This is a genomic window from Fictibacillus solisalsi (assembly GCF_900103485.1).
Taxonomy (GTDB): domain Bacteria; phylum Bacillota; class Bacilli; order Bacillales; family Fictibacillaceae; genus Fictibacillus_C; species Fictibacillus_C solisalsi.
In genome coordinates, this window is record NZ_FNHW01000001.1 from 3,313,930 (window position 1) to 3,329,271 (window position 15,342).

Below are 15,342 nucleotides of genomic sequence, written 5' to 3' on the forward strand. Positions count from 1 at the left end.
AACGCTCCGGGCTGTATGGCACGGGGCGTTTTTTCATGCCTTGATTGTAAGCGTTTCCCCGCCGCATCCTATGTTTACTCTACATACTTTGGAGGAATACACCCTACAGATTAAAGGAGGCAGTTACGATGGGAAGACTTGAAAACAAAATTGCGGTTGTGACGGGGTCAGCAACCGGGATCGGAGCAGGGACGGTTAAGCTCTTTGCCAAAGAAGGAGCAATTGTTATTTGCGCCGATATCAATGATGACGATAATCACAAAACGGTAGATGAAATTATCAGTGCAGGGGGAAAAGCGGAGGCCTGCCATGTGGACGTATCCAGTGAGGAAAGTGTGGTTGAATTCGCAAACCATCTCAAAGAAAAGTATAAGCATATTGATGTATTGTTTAACAATGCCGGCGTGGATGCAGAAGGCGGAAAAGTGCATGAGTATCCCGTGGAGTTGTTCGACAAGATCCATTCTGTTGATTTAAGAGGAACGTTCTTAATGAGCAAATACTTGATTCCGCTGATGCTTGGCCGTAGGGGTTCCATCATCAATACGTCCTCCATGTCAGGGCGTGCGGCTGACTTGAACCGCTCGGGCTATAACGCCGCAAAAGGCGGTGTAACCAATTTCACGAAAGGAATGGCTGTCGATTACGCCCGCGAAGGCATCCGGGTGAACTCCATTTCACCGGGTACCATTGAAACGCCGCTCATCGATTCCCTTGCCGGAACAAAGGAAGAGGAATCCGGGAGACAGTTCCGGGAAACAAACAAATGGATCACCCCGCTTGGACGGCTGGGAACCCCTGAGGATATCGGCCATCTTGCCGTCTTTCTGGCCTCTGACGAGAGTGCTTATTTAACAGGTGAAGACATCACCATCGACGGCGGCATCATGGCCTACACCTGGCCTGGAAAGATGCTGATGGAAGAAGGATGGAAAGAAACAACCGAATAAGCCGTCAGAAAGCCGCAAGCACTGATGCTTGCGGCTTTTTGTTTCATATTTTTCCTGTTGGCCATACTGATAACAGTAAAGGAAGGCAGGTGAAAGGGATGGAACGAAAAATTCTGGTTTGGATAAGTCTGCTTTTTATGGCATTTATGCTGGGCTTGTTTATCTACTACCTTATGAAAGGCGATGCTTCCCGCTGGCAGGTTGCTCTCGGCGGAATAGCAGTCAGTGCGCTGCCCCTCAGCCTTCTTTTTCTGAAAAGGAACCCCTTTCCTAAGGTACTTACCATCGGTTACTTTCTATTTCTTTTGTGTACTACATATCTTGGCAGCATTATGCAGTTTTATCTCAAATTTCCTTGGTGGGACACCACACTGCATTTTTATAAAGGAGCATTCGTCGGCTTATGTGGCATGTCGCTTTACAAACGGTTCGTGCCCGAAAAGCTCCGGGACAGCGTATCTCCCTGGCTTTATTTTCTTTTCGTTCTCTCCTTATCATCCCTTGCCTCGGTCCTCTGGGAAATCTATGAATTTACCGGGGATCTGGTGGCTACCCACACGATGCAGCTGGGCGGGAACAAAGATACCATGGGGGATCTCCTGGCCGGCGTAGCAGGCGGATTGACCGCTGCACTATACGCCAAATGGAGAGGTCATCGCGTTTAAAATACGAGCTGTTCTTTTCTATGATTTTTTTTTGTTGCCATTGCATACTCTTTTTTGGTGTAAACGTAACCTTCCATAATTCTTCTTGAGGTCCGGACCACCTTTATCGCGTGCACTTTCTTTTCATAGAGTTTTGCCTGGGTTTCCATCACCCCGGCAGGATGGGCAAGGCGTAATGTGCTGCTCCGGTCTGAAATCATACGGGAAACAATGGTGTTTTCCAGGTAAGCCGCCGCTGTTGTACATACCGCCCCCGTTATGGCCAATGCCCTGTGAGGCCGCTGCATGGACATCATCCGAATGACCAAATCCATTTCCTCCGCTTTCCGCTTCCTGCCGGTAAGATCCATGTAATCCCTGGGTTCCGCTACAATCGTAAGCTTTGGCACAGCGGGTGATTGATCCGTCGCCTCTTCTCTTGAACAAAATCCGCAAAGCTCAGCAGCGATTGATCGTACTTCTTCCAGTTTTGCTAATGAATCCGGGGAATAGTCATCAGGCAGTTCGATTCCGTTCAACCCCACATCTATCGCCTTTACAAAAACAAGCGGATTAGCGACATCGACGATAGAGATACAAAAGGCACCGAACGATGTCTCAATGAAATCAATGGCATTTCCAGTAGGAAACACCCTGCCTGTCACAGATCCTTCGGCATCTTCAAATGACAGATAAATAGGAGATCCGGTTCCTGGCACCCCGGGAATCGAACAATTCCCTTCCTGTTTCACCCTTCCGTCCTCTACTTCCACTTCCGAAATAATCACCTTTTTTGTATTCGTATTGTAAATCCTTACTTCCGTAACGGGCACCCTTGCCGCCACCAAACCCTGTTCGATGGCATAGGGGCCAACAGCCGAGGAGATATTTCCACAGTTCCCTTTAAAATCGACCATTTTCTTGTCGATGCTCACCTGGGCAAAGGTATAATCAATATCCACACCTGCTTGCTCTGATTTCTTTATAATGGCCACTTTACTGGTAAGCGAATTGGCGCCGCCCAATCCATCAATTTGCAAGTGGTCCGGACTTCCCATGACATCCAGCAAAAACTCTTCCCAATCATTCCGCAGCTCTGGCATATCCTGTTCATTGAAAAATGCGCCTTTGCTTGTTCCTCCCCGCATGATGGTTACCGGAACTTTCGTCATCTTCATCACCTCAACTGATCTGTTCTTCTCTCTTTGACCTCATCTTAGTCCAATACTTCTGATAAATTAAATACATAATATTTATCCAAAATACTAAAAAATATTTATAACCTAAAACAGAAATGATAGGATGAAAAAAAGGAGTGAGAAAAATGGACGAGAAAGACTGGGCATTAATGAAAATATTATACGAGGAAAAAAGTATTACGCGTGCAGCAGAAAGGCTTTACATTTCCCAGCCTGCTCTGAGCTATCGGCTGAAACACCTCGAGGAAGCCTTCGATACCCGCTTGTTTTATAAACGAAAAAGAGGAATTGAATTTACCGCAGAAGGAGAATATCTCGCAAAATATGCAGAGCAAATGATGGAAGAACTGCAGAGGACAAAAGATCACATCTCGAATATCGGACAAGCGGTGAAAGGGACCCTTCGAATCGGCGTATCGAGTAATTTTGCGCAATACCGCCTTCCCGATATTCTTAAACGATTTTCGAAAATCTATCCTGACGTCCAATTTAAGGTCAATACCGGCTGGAGCACGAAAATTATGAGTCTGTTGGATGCTTCCAGTATCCACGTTGGCGTGTTAAGAGGAGATTACCATTGGCGGGGAGATAAATTTTTGCTGACAAAAGAGAGGCTATGTCTGATCTCCAGATCTGAAGTCAATTTGGAAAACCTGCCAGAATTGCCGCTGATCCACTATAAGACCGATACATCGCTCGATAATTTAATCAACGCATGGTGGCACGATAACTTTGCCAGCCCGCCGTCTGTTGCGATGGAAGTGGATCGTCAGGAAACCTGCAAGGAGATGGTCAAGCATGGACTCGGATTCGGAATTGTTCCCGAAATCTGCCTGCAGCCTTCAGACAACCTATTTGTAAAAGGGCTTTCGTATAAAAATAACGAACCTGTCCTTCGTGATACCTGGCTGATGTATCATCCCGATTCTCTCAACCTTGCAGTCGCCAAAGCATTTATTGATTTCCTAAATCAAGAACCCTCAACGGCCTTGTAATGCTTTTAGCCAGCATTGTTACGTTATAAATATTTTTTATTGAATGGATAAAAAAATATATATTTAACTTATTCATTGACGTGTATTATTCTTGAACAAACATGTTGGGCGCTTTTAAAACCATTTATTTTGAAAGCGTATACAGAAATGAGGAGGTTTCCGTACTATGCTGGCTATTCTTGGTATTATCATGATTGTGGTGTTTACGTATTTGATTATGGCGAAACGTTTATCACCCATCGCCTCGCTTACTCTTGTTCCTGTCGTCTTTGCTGTACTTGGCGGATTTGGAGGGAAGCTCGGCACGATGATTATGGACGGCCTGAAACTTGTCGCTCCATCTGCTGCTTTGCTGCTGTTTGCCATTTTGTTTTTTGGTATTTTAATCGATGCCGGCTTGTTTGACCCACTTGTTGAAAAGATTCTCAAGATTGTTAAAGGAGATCCTGTAAAAATTGCCATTGGAACAGCCATTCTTTCCTTGCTGGTGGCGTTGGACGGAGATGGAACCACCACCTATATGATCGCTGTTTCCGCATTGCTTCCCCTTTACATCCGCATTGGGATGAATCCATTGATTCTGGCTACCGTATCCATGCTTTCACTCAGCATTATGAGCGGAATGACCCCTTGGGGCGGCCCTGCCACACGGGCGATTGCCGTCATGGGGCTGGATGCTTCCGAATTTTTCATCCCGCTGCTGCCGACGATGATCGGAGGCGCGTTATGGGTTGTTTTTACAGGGTATCTTCTCGGAAAAAGAGAACGCCGCCGGATTGGAATTGCCGATCTGCAGCATAAAAAAGTAGATCCTGAAATCCTTTCACAATTGGCAGCTGCCCAGGAAACCATGTCGGCAGACGGTGGATCTGAAAGCTTTAAACGCCCGCATCTCCGCTATTTCAACTTATTGCTTGTAATTGTTGTGATGACCGTTTTGGTCATGGGCTTGCTTCCGGCTCCCGCTTTATTCTTAGTCGGCTTCATAGTTGCGTTGATGATCAACTATCCGAATCTTGATCTTCAAAAGGAACGAATCGCCGCACATGCGAACAATGCACTCACCGTTGTACTGCTGGTGTTTGCTGCAGGTGTTTTTGCCGGAATATTATCAGGCACAAAAATGGTGGATGCGATCGCACAGACACTCATATCCATCATTCCGGATCCGGCTGGTCCGCTGTTCCCGGCGATCGTGGCCATCACCAGCATGCCGTTTACCTTTGTTCTTTCCAACGATGCCTATTACTTCGGCGTGCTTCCGATTCTTGCTGAGGCCGCTTCCGCTTACGGAGTTAGTCCGGTTGAAATTGCAAGGGCTTCCATTATGGGGCAGCCGGTTCATTTAATGAGTCCGCTGGTGGCTTCCACCTTCTTGCTTGTCAGTATGGTCAATGTCGATATTAGTGCATTTCAGCGTTTTGCATACAAATGGGCCATTTTGACCGCATTGGTTATCACCTGTCTGGCTCTGCTTACCGGAGCGTTAACCTTGATTTGACGTTGCATGTGTTACTTTTTCGCCTCCTTTGGGTAAAACTGTACTAAGCCTAAAGGAGGTGGAAACATGTGGATTGCCGCAATGTGGGGGGCCATATCTGGTTCAGCGGTGCTCTTGGGCGCCATTGCCGCCATGGCCATCCCGATCAAAAAACGAGTGATAGGCTTCATCATGTCGTTTGGTACAGGAGTATTGATAGGTGCTGCTACATATGAATTACTCGGCGAGTCTGTACGGTCGGGAGGCTTGCTTCCAACTGGATCAGGCTTTTTGGTTGGCGCCATCGTGTTCACCCTTCTGGATTTTTTTATCTCGAGAAAAGGAGGCCATCAGCGGAAGCGGTCGGCCGGACAGAATGATGCTTCGAAAAGCAGTTCCGGCCTTGCGATTTTTATCGGAACGGTAATGGACGCCATTCCGGAATCCATTATGATCGGTGCCAGTCTTATCGAAAATAACAATGTCAGCTGGTTGCTGGTCATCGCCATTTTTATCAGTAATATTCCGGAAGGCTTGTCGAGTACGTCGGGTATGCTGAAAAGCAACATGAGCAAACAGAAAATCCTGATTCTCTGGGCAACCGTTCTCTTCATCTCTACCCTTAGCGCATGGGGAGGTTATTTCTTTTTGGAAAACGCCTCAGAGGAAGTCATGGCGATCATCGCCTCTTTTGCCGCGGGCGGTATTATCACCATGGTTGGCTCGACCATGATGCCTGAAGCCTTTGAAGAAGGAGGATCCATTGTCGGCCTGGTCGCTGCCGTCGGATTGTTGGTTTCACTTATATTGACGACAATTTGAAAAAGCAGCTGGCTCAGACCAGCAGCTTTTATTCGTTTAGTTTAAAATGGTGCTTCTTCAAAAACTCAACAATCCCAGTTTCAAGACCGTCAGCAAGCGGAAGAGATGGATCAGTATATGTTTTTAAATTGGCCTCTCGTTCAGCCGGGGCTTCTTTTTGCACATGATTCATCTTATCAACCAGCAGCAGCTCTGCTTCCGGTTTTGCCTTTTTAAGAGTTTCTGCTTCGGACGCTGGCACCTGCAGATCATGCTTTCCATTAATAATTAACGTTGGAAGGTCGAGTTTCCGCACTTCTTTCGCCGGATCATACTTCATCCATGACATTAAATATGGCTGAACACTAGGGTTAAATATGCTTTTTAATGAGTTTGGAACGTCCTTTACCGTTTTCCCCTGTTGCAGTTGTTCCAATATCCATTCACTTTCTTTGTATTGATCCTGAGGCAAACCGGCTTTCAACTGCTGTTTCAACACCTGGTCAATGGTATGGCCGGCACCTGACACGGATATATAGGCATCTGCGTTGTTTTTTTCTGCTGCAAGCATTCCAACCAGCGCACCTTCACTATGACCCAAAACAACCACTTTTGAAAATCGTTCATCTTGGTTCAATTTCGAAAGCCATTGCTTTGCATCATCTACATTTTGATCGAAACGGTAGTCTTTTTGCGGAATCATCGCCTGTGCATTCTTGCCTGCTCCCCGCTTATCATATCGAACACTTGCAACCCCGTGCTTTTTTAGTGCCTCAGCCAGGAGTTTCAAGCTATTATTTTTGCCTTGCATCGCGGGAGAGTTTCCGTTCCGATCGGTCGGACCTGAACCTGGAATGATTAGGGCAACCGGATATTCCCTTTCATCTTCTGGCGTCATAAGCGAACCGTAAAGCTTTCCAGTTGATGTTTCAATAGATAAGAACTTCTCTTGATCTGCCTTATTGGCTGCCTTTTTCTTTTTTTCTATTTGAAAAGGAAATGTTTTTCCTTGTTGGGTAAATGTTCCGCTTATTTCCTTTTCTTTTTGCTCCCCTTTAAATATGATACTTTGTCCTGGCAGCGGTATGGAAAAAGAAACGTCCTTGCCCTTTTTCTTGATGTCAGATAAAGAAAAATCTTCTATTCCCTGAGCAGGTATACTAATACTTCCTGATTTCCCGTCGTTAAAGTTTATCAAAATCTGAAGAGGCTGATTTGGAATCTTAATTTCACCTTTCCAATTTCCCGTAATCGCAAGATCTTTATCCGAACTTTTTTGTTCTTTTTTCACCTCGGTACCGCACCCCGCCACTGTTAAAATAAGCATGAACATCAATAACACTTTCAATGGTTTACTCAATACTTCAGCTCCATTCCATTAAAGAGAATTTCTATTCAACTTTATCACAGCTACCATAATTTTACTCAAACACTGTGAAAATAGAGCAATTATGCACATTAAATTTACATTTTTTAGTAATTTATAATATTTTTGGATCAGGTGAAGAGAGGTAGAAATGTATGAAGTCAAAATAAAAAAACCAGGCCTTCCTTTTGACTTGGGTCAAAAGAAAGCGCCTGGCTTGTCCGGATGATTAATGACTTTCTGCATGCCGGCCGCTGAACTTGCCGATCACAACGACAAGCACGGCGAGCAGAAGCGGTACAATAAGATGGAGATTGAAATCGAAGTTTTCGAGGTAATGCCCGACAGCCTTGTCCTTCAACATCATTTCGCCTGCGGTATAGCCGAGTAATGCTGCTCCGAGAATGATGATGATCGGGAATCTTGTCATGATCTTCATTAGCAGCTGGCTTCCCCAAATAATTAATGGAATACTGATGATGAGACCAAGAATGATCAGCACGATATTTCCGTTGGCTGCCCCCGCAACGGCCACAATGTTGTCCAAACTCATGACAAGGTCCGCTACAATAATGGTTTTAATCGCCCCGGAAAGGCTGGAGTTCGCTTCAACATCCCCCTCTTCTTCCCCTTTTAAAAGCTTAATGGCAATCCACAATAACAGCAGTCCGCCGACAAAGTTCAAAAAAGGAATCTTCAACAAATAAACCGCAACAAACGTTAACACCACTCTTAAAAATATCGCTCCGAAGGTACCGAAGAAAATGGCCTTGTTTCTGTGCCGCTCCTCGAGGTTTCGGCAGGCAAGCGCGATAACTACTGCGTTATCCCCGCTCAGCACAATATTTATAAGAAGGATTTCCAAAAGATTGACCAATAAATTATCCATGAAACCACCTTATCTATGTTAAATAATTCACTATAATATCCCATTATAATAGTTTACCATTATTTATTCTATAACAGAAAAAATTTTATCTAAAAAAGAGGTTTCATGGATTACAAGAATGGTTTCCAGGAAATTTTCTTAATTTTTACGGCTTTGCTTCTTTTTTTCTCGATTCATCAGCCATTTAATAAAAACATTCGGTTCTTTTATCCGGCAATTATGAAAAGAGGTGATCTTCCAATTGCCATCTTGCTTTACTATAATATTCGTATTAATGGACTCCCGTTTTTCTGAAAAGCTTTTTTGATGCGGCATTTTGGTATTGCCGATGCAATGAACCACAGCAATTTCTTCTCCCAGAAAACGAATATTTGTAATCCGGCCTTGCATCTGGGATCCCTTTAGAACCCCATTAAATAACTCTTCATGGCTTTGTTTAACCTGCTCTCTACCTTTTATATGCTCTCCAAAAAATGTTATATAATCCACATCCTCTGTAAAGCAGCCGGCAAACAATGTGGCATCACCAGAGCTCCACGCTGAAAACAAGCTTTCAAACAAGTGATCAATTTCTCTTTTCCGTGTGTCCAAGTCCATGATCAATCTCCTCTCCCTTGAATTCTTTCTTTTAAGGTGTTTGCCCATAACTTTTCAGAATTCCATTGCTCTTCCCCTAGTTGCATTAAACCCTCAATCGTTGAAAAGTAATGCACTTGGTCAAGCTTTTCGGTCTGGTCGGGATTTTGCTCAAACTCGGCTTGCTGCTTCCGCAAATGATCAAGGGCCCTTTGACAATAGTCAAGATAATGATTAACAAGCATCACCCTGGCCCCATCATCAATTAAGTCCAAGTAGAGAGCTTTAATGTGGAACAGTTTTTGGTAATTGCCCATGTTCTTTTCTGTATCAAGCATCAATTCAATGAAACGTTCTTTCCCTTTATCTGTGATCTCAAATGTGCGTGACGACCGTTCACTTGGAAATGGAACGTCTGTAGCGGCCGTTTCTTGAATCAACTTCCTCTTCTCCAATTTGTTCAATAATGTGGAAAGCGTTCCCCTGCTTACCTGTTCCCATGGCCCGGTGGTATCATTGGAAATTTTGGAAATCAAATAAGCATGAAGAGGAAATCTCATTAACAGGCTTAAAACAAGCAATTCATACATGGTTCCCCTTCTTTCGAATAGTTTTTTTAAAACGGTTTTAATAAAACTATATTCACCGGTTAATGAATTGTCAACCAAAACGTAAAAAATTCCACCTTCGTGTTTGAAGGCGGAACATACTAAATTGCTATCATCTCGTTACTGGCGGTTCCCTTTTTTAAAAAACCGGTGGAAAGGGCATTTAGAAACTGTCGTATCGTCATCATGCAAAAAATATTGCTTCCATTCGTAATTATCTTCATTTCCGTACGTTTTCAAATCCTTATGAATATCAATCGCATCATATTTCTTCAGACGGTCACGAATCCTTTTTTTTATTTTGGACGCTCTTGACGGAGAAGCATTGAATCTCTCGAGCACCCATCTTGGTGTAATGGCCAAAATAAAACAGGGAAAATACCTGCTATTACGGTTGACATGTGCCGGTGTGCCGCAATACATAAAATACTGCTCCCCATGAAAACAAAACTCCCACAGAGGTTGATGGGGGTCGTTCGGTATATGGGCTGGCCATTCACTCGGGTCCTGTTCGGCCAAACCCGCCAGTTGGCTCCAAAACAGCTGTTCATACTCCTCCACCTCCATGCTTTCCGCCATTTCCCATGGTGTTTCATAAAACACGATAAGGGACGTATAATCTCCGCAGTCCCTTGCGCATGCTGTATATTCCTCCAGCAGCCCCGCCAAATCCTCCACCGAGGATGTGTGGCCGGGATTTCCGGCAAATCCAAAACGAAATTGGCGCAGAGACTCACCAATCGTTGCTGGAATACACGGAAACGGATGTGCTGTCGATCTCATCCTTCTCTCAAACTCATCAATCGCTCGTTCTTGCCAAAACGCCAGTTTCTCTCTCCTGATTGTATCGCTGTCATATAACATACGCCCCACTCCCTGAAAACCATTCGTACCAATGTATTCCTGGTGGGCCAATCAGGTGAATGTACCGGTGGCGATCGATCATGCTGTTCACGTTAATAGAATGGAGAGAGTACGTTTTCAAACAGGAATAAAAGTCTGCCATTTCGGGAAAAGGACGGCATGGAGGTGTCGAGGTGAAAGCAATTATTTTTGACTTTGATGGTACAGTGGCCAATACGCTGCCAGTGAATTACCATTCCTTTCAAACGGTTTTTAAAAAATATGATGATAAAGATTTTACAGACGAAGAAATTAAAGAAATGTTCGGGCCAGTGGAACCGGTGATCATCCAGCAGCAGCTTGAGCATTCTGATAAGGAAAGCGCCATCGAGGCGTTTTATCAAACGTATGAAGATAAGCATTCAGATTTGGTGAACGCCAATTCCGAAATGGATGACCTGCTTCGTTCCTTAAAGGATAAAGGCTTGAAACTCGGAATTATGACCGGGAAAAGCCGCCGCAGTCTGGACATCTCTCTGGAAAAACTGGGCATGAGGGAATTGTTTGATGTGATTATGACTGGGGATGATGTAAGTGAACCAAAGCCCCATCCCGAAGGCGTGCTAAAAGCGATTGATCAGCTTGGTGTTTCAATGGGAGACGTCATATTCCTTGGTGACAGCGACTCTGACATTGAAGCCGGGCAACGAGCCGGGATTCGAACCGTCGGTGTTCACTGGCTCCCTGAGGTGCAAACGAAAGAATTCAGCCACCAACCCGATCAAACCTTTGAAAATATCAGTGATTTTGTAGATTTTTTGGAAGGAGCCAAGACTCGGTTGAGATGAAAAGAGCGTCCTGCAGTGATGCAGGGCGTTCTTTTTGTGTTCCCTGGAGCCAGGAATGCTAAATCCTGGCCAGACTTACTGGCTAAAATAAAAATTTTCTCACAGAATGCAAAACTTACTGTTCCAGCCACCATGATGTAATCGGATATCTCTTTTAGATAACCTGACCAAGATATATGTCCAAGCATATTCTTCCTGTCCGCATACACTGCTAGAAACACGTTTTGTGTAGAAACCTAAATACTATATGGAGGAAGATATATGCGTAAAAGATACAGGAACTGCAGATGCTGTCATTGCCGGGAAAGCAGCAGTAGCAGCAGCTCCAGCTATGAAAGCAAATATATTTGTCTCGAAAGTAGCACTCTCCAGGCAGAGAGCAGTCTGCCCCGCTTTGAAAGCAGCCCTCACTTCGAAAGCAGCACGCCCAACGTAAAACTTAGCAGCTGCCACCACAAGAAAAGCAGCTTTCATTATTCAGAGAGCAGCAGCTGCCATTGCCAGAAGGGCCACCACGTAATGCATGAGAGCAGCTCTTGCCCGGAAAGCAGTCATCACTCTGAAAGCAGCTCTTGTCCGGAGAGCAGTTCCTATTGTCCTGATCCGAAAAGCAGCAGCTCCAGTTCAAGTTCTAGAAGGTCAAGTTCAAGCTCCAGTTCCAGCCCGCAGCAGGAGAGCAGCAGCTCCAGTTCAAGTTCGCAACCGCGGATGGATTTGTGCAGAATTCCAGGGCCGATTGTAGATTTCTTACCTGTTCCAATCGGGTTCTCTTACTTTCTTGCAGAATCAACGACACGACAGGTGATCGCTCCCAATGTGGTTACACCCGTTGATTACACCAACGTGATCTACAATCGAATGAACGAATATAATGTATTCGGTTCACAATTTACAGCTACCCGTGCAGGTGTATACAAATTTTGCGCCCAAACAAAAGTACGCGGTATTACAGCTGCGACAAGAGGCAACGTTACTTTGGGTCTAATGGTAAACAATTCAGTGGTTACTTCCTTGTCTGTAGCAGGACTACAGGGCACAGCCTGTGTTGATGCAAACGGTTGTGCGACCAGCTTGAACTTAAGCGCTGGAGACGTGGTGCGTGTAGTGGTGTTTTCCACCACCAACCAGAGCATTATCATCGAAAGCGGCTATTTCGAGGGCGCCCGCACCAGCTAATTTTGGACGAGAAGCGTTTCTGGCCCTGCCAGAAGCGTCTTAATGAGATTTACCTGCGGAAACAGATCATTTACCTGCCAAAACCTGATTAACCAAAAAGAGCCTCTCCGCGCCCAAAGCGCAGAAAGGCTCATCTTTATTCATCACTCCGGCAAGCGGGAATTTACTGCTTCCTCCTTTAGAGGAGCTTCAGTCCCTTCTGTGTTCATTGATCGGATAGACGATGGTATTCAACAGTGCACCGATAACGATGGTCATTGCTGACAGGTAAAACCAAAGCATAAGTACCACAATACCGCCAAGCTGCCCATAGAGCGCCGAATAGTTATTTCCTCTGACATAAGCCGCAAAGCCCATGGATACGAGCTGCCAGCCGATCATGGAAAAAAAGGCACCCGGCAATACTTTTGAAATGTGCAATTTCACATTTGGCGCGAAATAATAAAGTCCAATGAAGAAAAGAAGCAAAAACAAGCTTCCAATCCCCCACTGCAGAAAAATCCATACTTTATGATAACCATCCCTTGTAAACACGTCGTTCAGGTAATGCCTCATCAATTCTTCAATAATCGGCACAAATACCGAGAAAAGAACCGCCATCATAAAACCTATTGTGAGAACAATTCCCTCCAGTATCTGTTTGAAAAAACTTTCCTTCACTTCAATGGCATAAGCGTCGTTCATGACACGCTTGATGCACTGAAACCCCATCGACGAAAGCCACAATGTAATGAGTAAGCTGAATGACAATAAGTTTCCCTGTTGGTGGGTCACCGTATAGGTCAGTGTTCTCTCGATTAATAAATACGTATTTTCCGGCGCATACGGTTTCGCAAGCTCCAGAATGTTCTCTTCCTTAATTGGCAGGTACGCCAGCAAGGAATAAATGACCAGCAGAAATGGAAATACAGACATTAAAAAGTAATAGGCCATCTGAGCAGACAAATCATAGACTCGTAGTGCGAAAAAACGATTAGCAAGTTTTTTTAGAATTGCAGAAGCTGTCATATGAGCCTCCTTTCATAAGGCCGGCAGGTCATTCATCAATTATACAAGGATTATACATAAGTGAAAATCGATTGCAATGGAAGACAAATCCAGTTCATGGACATGGTAGTAACAACTATGTGCCTGACGCCTTTTTTAGAAGCTCTTTTGTTTTTTTTACTTAAAGCTAACGTTAGTTCCTCCAAAACGGATCATTTTTTTGAGATTTTAGCGAAATTTATATAGCTCATGATATTGTAGCGGCGATAGTTGCGGCTCGACATCATTTAGTTGCGGTTTTAAGAGACTTACTTGCGGTGCGGGGACATTTACTTGCGGTTCGACACGATTTAGTTGCGCTTCGACAAGGAATACTTGCATATCACGTCATTTTCATCAAATCGGACACTAAAAAGCTCCGCTGTTGCACCAAACAGCGAAGCTCTTTTCCTCTATTCACTCTCGTGCACTTCATAGGCGGCGCGGATGGCTGATTCTATCGATCCCTGTATCCAGCCGTGGTTCATGGTGGCGTGCTCTCCGGCAAAGTGAAGCCTTCCTTCCGGCGTTGAAACCACATCTCCGAATTCTTTTTCCTGGTATGGTTTATACATCGTGAAGGCTCCTCCGGCAAACGGATTATTCGTCCAGGAAACCGAAGTACCCGTAATGAATTGCTCATAAACTTGCGGGCCATGCAATACTGAGAGGCACCTTAGCGTTTCTGCCACTCGTGTTTGGCTGGGCAGACAGCTCCACAGATTCGAGTCATCTTCCCATGTATAGCTTCCGAGCACAACCCCCGACTGGGTCCCAGCTGGATAATGGCTGGGATAATAGGTGAAACGGGAGGCGAGATCGGTTACTGCTTTTCCGCCATGCAAACCCTCACGTTCCCAAAAACGATTTTTAAACTGAATGCCTACTTTGGTGGAAGGTACATAATGAAGTTCTCTGATGGCCCTTCGTTTCAAATAAGATAATGAACGTTCGGGTTCAATCTGAACAAAGTTAAGAACAGAAAACGGGATGGTTATGATCGCCCGGTCAGCTTCAAATTCTTCCGTGGACCTGCTGGCCGGATTTTCCGTAAATAACGTTACCTTTTTTTGATCCTGGATAATACGGGTCAGCCGTTTTCCAAAAAGCAGCCGGTTCCCGAGATGAGGAACAAATGCGTTGGGCAGCTGGTCATTTCCACCCGTAATTTCATAAAACCGCAGATTCGGCTGAATAAAAATGAGGAGGATGTCGCGGAAGGTCTCTAGAAAAGAAAGCTCGGGAAAACCTTCAAGAGAAATCAGCACCTTAATTTTATCCACCGCTCCTGCTGATAACGACCGGCCAAACGGATTGTTTTTCAAAAAAACATCCACCGAATAATTTTCATAAAGCTGGATTACGATCGGCCAATTCTTTGTTGGGTTTTGATTCAGGTAATCAACAAGCGGGCCAATGGCATACCGCATCAAATCCTCGGCCGTTTTTCCCCGTTCGTGCGGCGCAACAGGAAAACCGAGCAGCTCGGGATTCTGATTGTATTCAGCAGACTTCACTTTTCGGCCATTCACATAAAACAAATCCTCGGGCAAACGGTCCACAAACCGGTTATACGGAAGATTGAAGCGGTGAATATACTCAAAGACCAGTTTATGGGTGTCCGGAATCCGCATGGCACCTGCCTCAAAATGATGCCCCTCAGTAAAAGGAGCCCTGACAGAGAATATTCTCCCTCCAACACGCTGTGACGCCTCCAGGATTTTGACCTCGTGTCCGGCATCCATAAGCAGCGTCCCCGCCACCAGGCCTGCAATCCCAGCTCCTGCTATCAAAATTTTTTTTGGTTTCACTGCCGGCGGCAACCCATTCCGAATGGTGTTAATCATCTCGCTTTCCGTTAAGAGCCTTCTTTCTGCCATGATTGATCCTCCAACCCTTAAAGCCTTCTCCCACTATATGCCGTCTACTGTAGGAAAATTA

General features: G+C 45.0%; 15 protein-coding genes. 7 read left to right on the top strand and 8 right to left on the bottom strand.

Features of this window, described 5'->3' with window-relative positions; genetic code table 11:
- Positions 1–128: 128 nt before the first annotated feature.
- Positions 129–950 carry an SDR family oxidoreductase gene (locus BLT53_RS16660; protein ID WP_090236391.1) on the top strand — a complete coding sequence of 274 codons (822 nt, stop codon included), beginning with the start codon at positions 129–131 and terminating at the stop codon, positions 948–950.
- Positions 951–1,048: 98 nt separating this feature from the next.
- The gene (locus BLT53_RS16665) at positions 1,049–1,615 is read left to right on the top strand and encodes a DUF2238 domain-containing protein (RefSeq protein ID WP_090236957.1); all 567 of its coding nucleotides are present in this window, start codon (positions 1,049–1,051) and stop codon (positions 1,613–1,615) included.
- Here the strand turns inward: BLT53_RS16665 and BLT53_RS16670 are convergent.
- Positions 1,612–2,766 carry a 2-methylaconitate cis-trans isomerase PrpF family protein gene (locus BLT53_RS16670; RefSeq protein ID WP_090236392.1) on the bottom strand — a complete coding sequence of 385 codons (1,155 nt, stop codon included), beginning with the start codon at positions 2,764–2,766 and terminating at the stop codon, positions 1,612–1,614. The two genes, BLT53_RS16665 and BLT53_RS16670, sit on opposite strands and share 4 nt — an antisense overlap.
- A gap of 152 nt (positions 2,767–2,918) precedes the next feature.
- Here BLT53_RS16670 and BLT53_RS16675 point away from each other — a divergent pair, with 152 nt between their 5' ends.
- The 3 genes from BLT53_RS16675 (at position 2,919) to BLT53_RS16685 (ending at position 6,090) form a co-directional block, all read left to right on the top strand.
- Positions 2,919–3,788, top strand: coding sequence for a LysR family transcriptional regulator (locus BLT53_RS16675; RefSeq protein ID WP_090236394.1), 870 nt, complete (start codon positions 2,919–2,921; stop codon positions 3,786–3,788).
- Positions 3,789–3,954: 166 nt separating this feature from the next.
- Positions 3,955–5,289 (top strand): CitMHS family transporter, encoded by a 1,335-nt coding sequence (locus BLT53_RS16680; protein WP_090236395.1) that lies wholly within the window; start codon positions 3,955–3,957, stop codon positions 5,287–5,289.
- Positions 5,290–5,355: 66 nt separating this feature from the next.
- Entirely contained in the window at positions 5,356–6,090 is a 735-nt protein-coding gene (locus BLT53_RS16685; protein WP_090236396.1) for a ZIP family metal transporter, read from the top strand.
- Between the two features lie 28 nt (positions 6,091–6,118).
- Here the strand turns inward: BLT53_RS16685 and BLT53_RS16690 are convergent, their stop codons facing one another.
- The 5 genes from BLT53_RS16690 to BLT53_RS16710 form a co-directional block, all read right to left on the bottom strand.
- Complete coding sequence (locus tag BLT53_RS16690) at positions 6,119–7,429, bottom strand: alpha/beta hydrolase family protein (RefSeq protein ID WP_244520443.1); 1,311 nt, start codon at positions 7,427–7,429, stop codon at positions 6,119–6,121.
- 235 nt (positions 7,430–7,664) lie between these two features.
- Entirely contained in the window at positions 7,665–8,324 is a 660-nt protein-coding gene (locus BLT53_RS16695) for a TerC family protein (RefSeq protein WP_090236398.1), read from the bottom strand.
- A 138-nt stretch (positions 8,325–8,462) separates the two neighbouring features.
- Entirely contained in the window at positions 8,463–8,921 is a 459-nt protein-coding gene (locus BLT53_RS16700) for an SgcJ/EcaC family oxidoreductase (RefSeq protein WP_170834378.1), read from the bottom strand.
- Positions 8,922–8,923: 2 nt separating this feature from the next.
- Positions 8,924–9,490, bottom strand: a complete 567-nt coding sequence (locus BLT53_RS16705; protein WP_139168417.1) for a PadR family transcriptional regulator — start codon at positions 9,488–9,490, stop codon at positions 8,924–8,926.
- A gap of 138 nt (positions 9,491–9,628) precedes the next feature.
- Entirely contained in the window at positions 9,629–10,372 is a 744-nt protein-coding gene (locus BLT53_RS16710) for a YqcI/YcgG family protein (protein ID WP_090236402.1), read from the bottom strand.
- A 173-nt stretch (positions 10,373–10,545) separates the two neighbouring features.
- Here BLT53_RS16710 and BLT53_RS16715 point away from each other — a divergent pair, with 173 nt between their 5' ends.
- Both BLT53_RS16715 and BLT53_RS24760 read left to right on the top strand, forming a co-directional pair.
- Positions 10,546–11,199 carry an HAD family hydrolase gene (locus tag BLT53_RS16715; RefSeq protein ID WP_090236404.1) on the top strand — a complete coding sequence of 218 codons (654 nt, stop codon included), beginning with the start codon at positions 10,546–10,548 and terminating at the stop codon, positions 11,197–11,199.
- 261 nt (positions 11,200–11,460) lie between these two features.
- Positions 11,461–12,375, top strand: a complete 915-nt coding sequence (locus tag BLT53_RS24760; protein WP_139168418.1) for a C1q-like domain-containing protein — start codon at positions 11,461–11,463, stop codon at positions 12,373–12,375.
- Positions 12,376–12,564: 189 nt separating this feature from the next.
- Here the strand turns inward: BLT53_RS24760 and BLT53_RS16735 are convergent, their stop codons facing one another.
- Positions 12,565–13,383 carry a YihY/virulence factor BrkB family protein gene (locus BLT53_RS16735; protein WP_090236410.1) on the bottom strand — a complete coding sequence of 273 codons (819 nt, stop codon included), beginning with the start codon at positions 13,381–13,383 and terminating at the stop codon, positions 12,565–12,567.
- Positions 13,384–13,814: 431 nt separating this feature from the next.
- A complete protein-coding gene (locus tag BLT53_RS16740; protein ID WP_090236411.1) occupies positions 13,815–15,281 on the bottom strand; it encodes a flavin monoamine oxidase family protein in 1,467 nt (488 codons plus the stop codon).
- Between the last annotated feature and the right edge of the window lie 61 nt (positions 15,282–15,342).

What these genes read in the sequence shown, in the direction of transcription:
- BLT53_RS16660 (WP_090236391.1), top strand. Translation starts at nt 129, where the DNA reads ATGGGAAGACTTGAAAACAAAATTGCGGTTGTGACGGGGTCAGCAACC.
- BLT53_RS16665 (WP_090236957.1), top strand. Translation starts at nt 1,049, where the DNA reads ATGGAACGAAAAATTCTGGTTTGGATAAGTCTGCTTTTTATGGCATTT.
- BLT53_RS16670 (WP_090236392.1), bottom strand. Translation starts at nt 2,766, where the DNA reads ATGACGAAAGTTCCGGTAACCATCATGCGGGGAGGAACAAGCAAAGGC.
- BLT53_RS16675 (WP_090236394.1), top strand. Translation starts at nt 2,919, where the DNA reads ATGGACGAGAAAGACTGGGCATTAATGAAAATATTATACGAGGAAAAA.
- BLT53_RS16680 (WP_090236395.1), top strand. Translation starts at nt 3,955, where the DNA reads ATGCTGGCTATTCTTGGTATTATCATGATTGTGGTGTTTACGTATTTG.
- BLT53_RS16685 (WP_090236396.1), top strand. Translation starts at nt 5,356, where the DNA reads ATGTGGATTGCCGCAATGTGGGGGGCCATATCTGGTTCAGCGGTGCTC.
- BLT53_RS16695 (WP_090236398.1), bottom strand. Translation starts at nt 8,324, where the DNA reads ATGGATAATTTATTGGTCAATCTTTTGGAAATCCTTCTTATAAATATT.
- BLT53_RS16700 (WP_170834378.1), bottom strand. Translation starts at nt 8,921, where the DNA reads ATGGACTTGGACACACGGAAAAGAGAAATTGATCACTTGTTTGAAAGC.
- BLT53_RS16705 (WP_139168417.1), bottom strand. Translation starts at nt 9,490, where the DNA reads ATGTATGAATTGCTTGTTTTAAGCCTGTTAATGAGATTTCCTCTTCAT.
- BLT53_RS16710 (WP_090236402.1), bottom strand. Translation starts at nt 10,372, where the DNA reads ATGTTATATGACAGCGATACAATCAGGAGAGAGAAACTGGCGTTTTGG.
- BLT53_RS24760 (WP_139168418.1), top strand. Translation starts at nt 11,461, where the DNA reads ATGCGTAAAAGATACAGGAACTGCAGATGCTGTCATTGCCGGGAAAGC.
- BLT53_RS16735 (WP_090236410.1), bottom strand. Translation starts at nt 13,383, where the DNA reads ATGACAGCTTCTGCAATTCTAAAAAAACTTGCTAATCGTTTTTTCGCA.
- BLT53_RS16740 (WP_090236411.1), bottom strand. Translation starts at nt 15,281, where the DNA reads ATGGCAGAAAGAAGGCTCTTAACGGAAAGCGAGATGATTAACACCATT.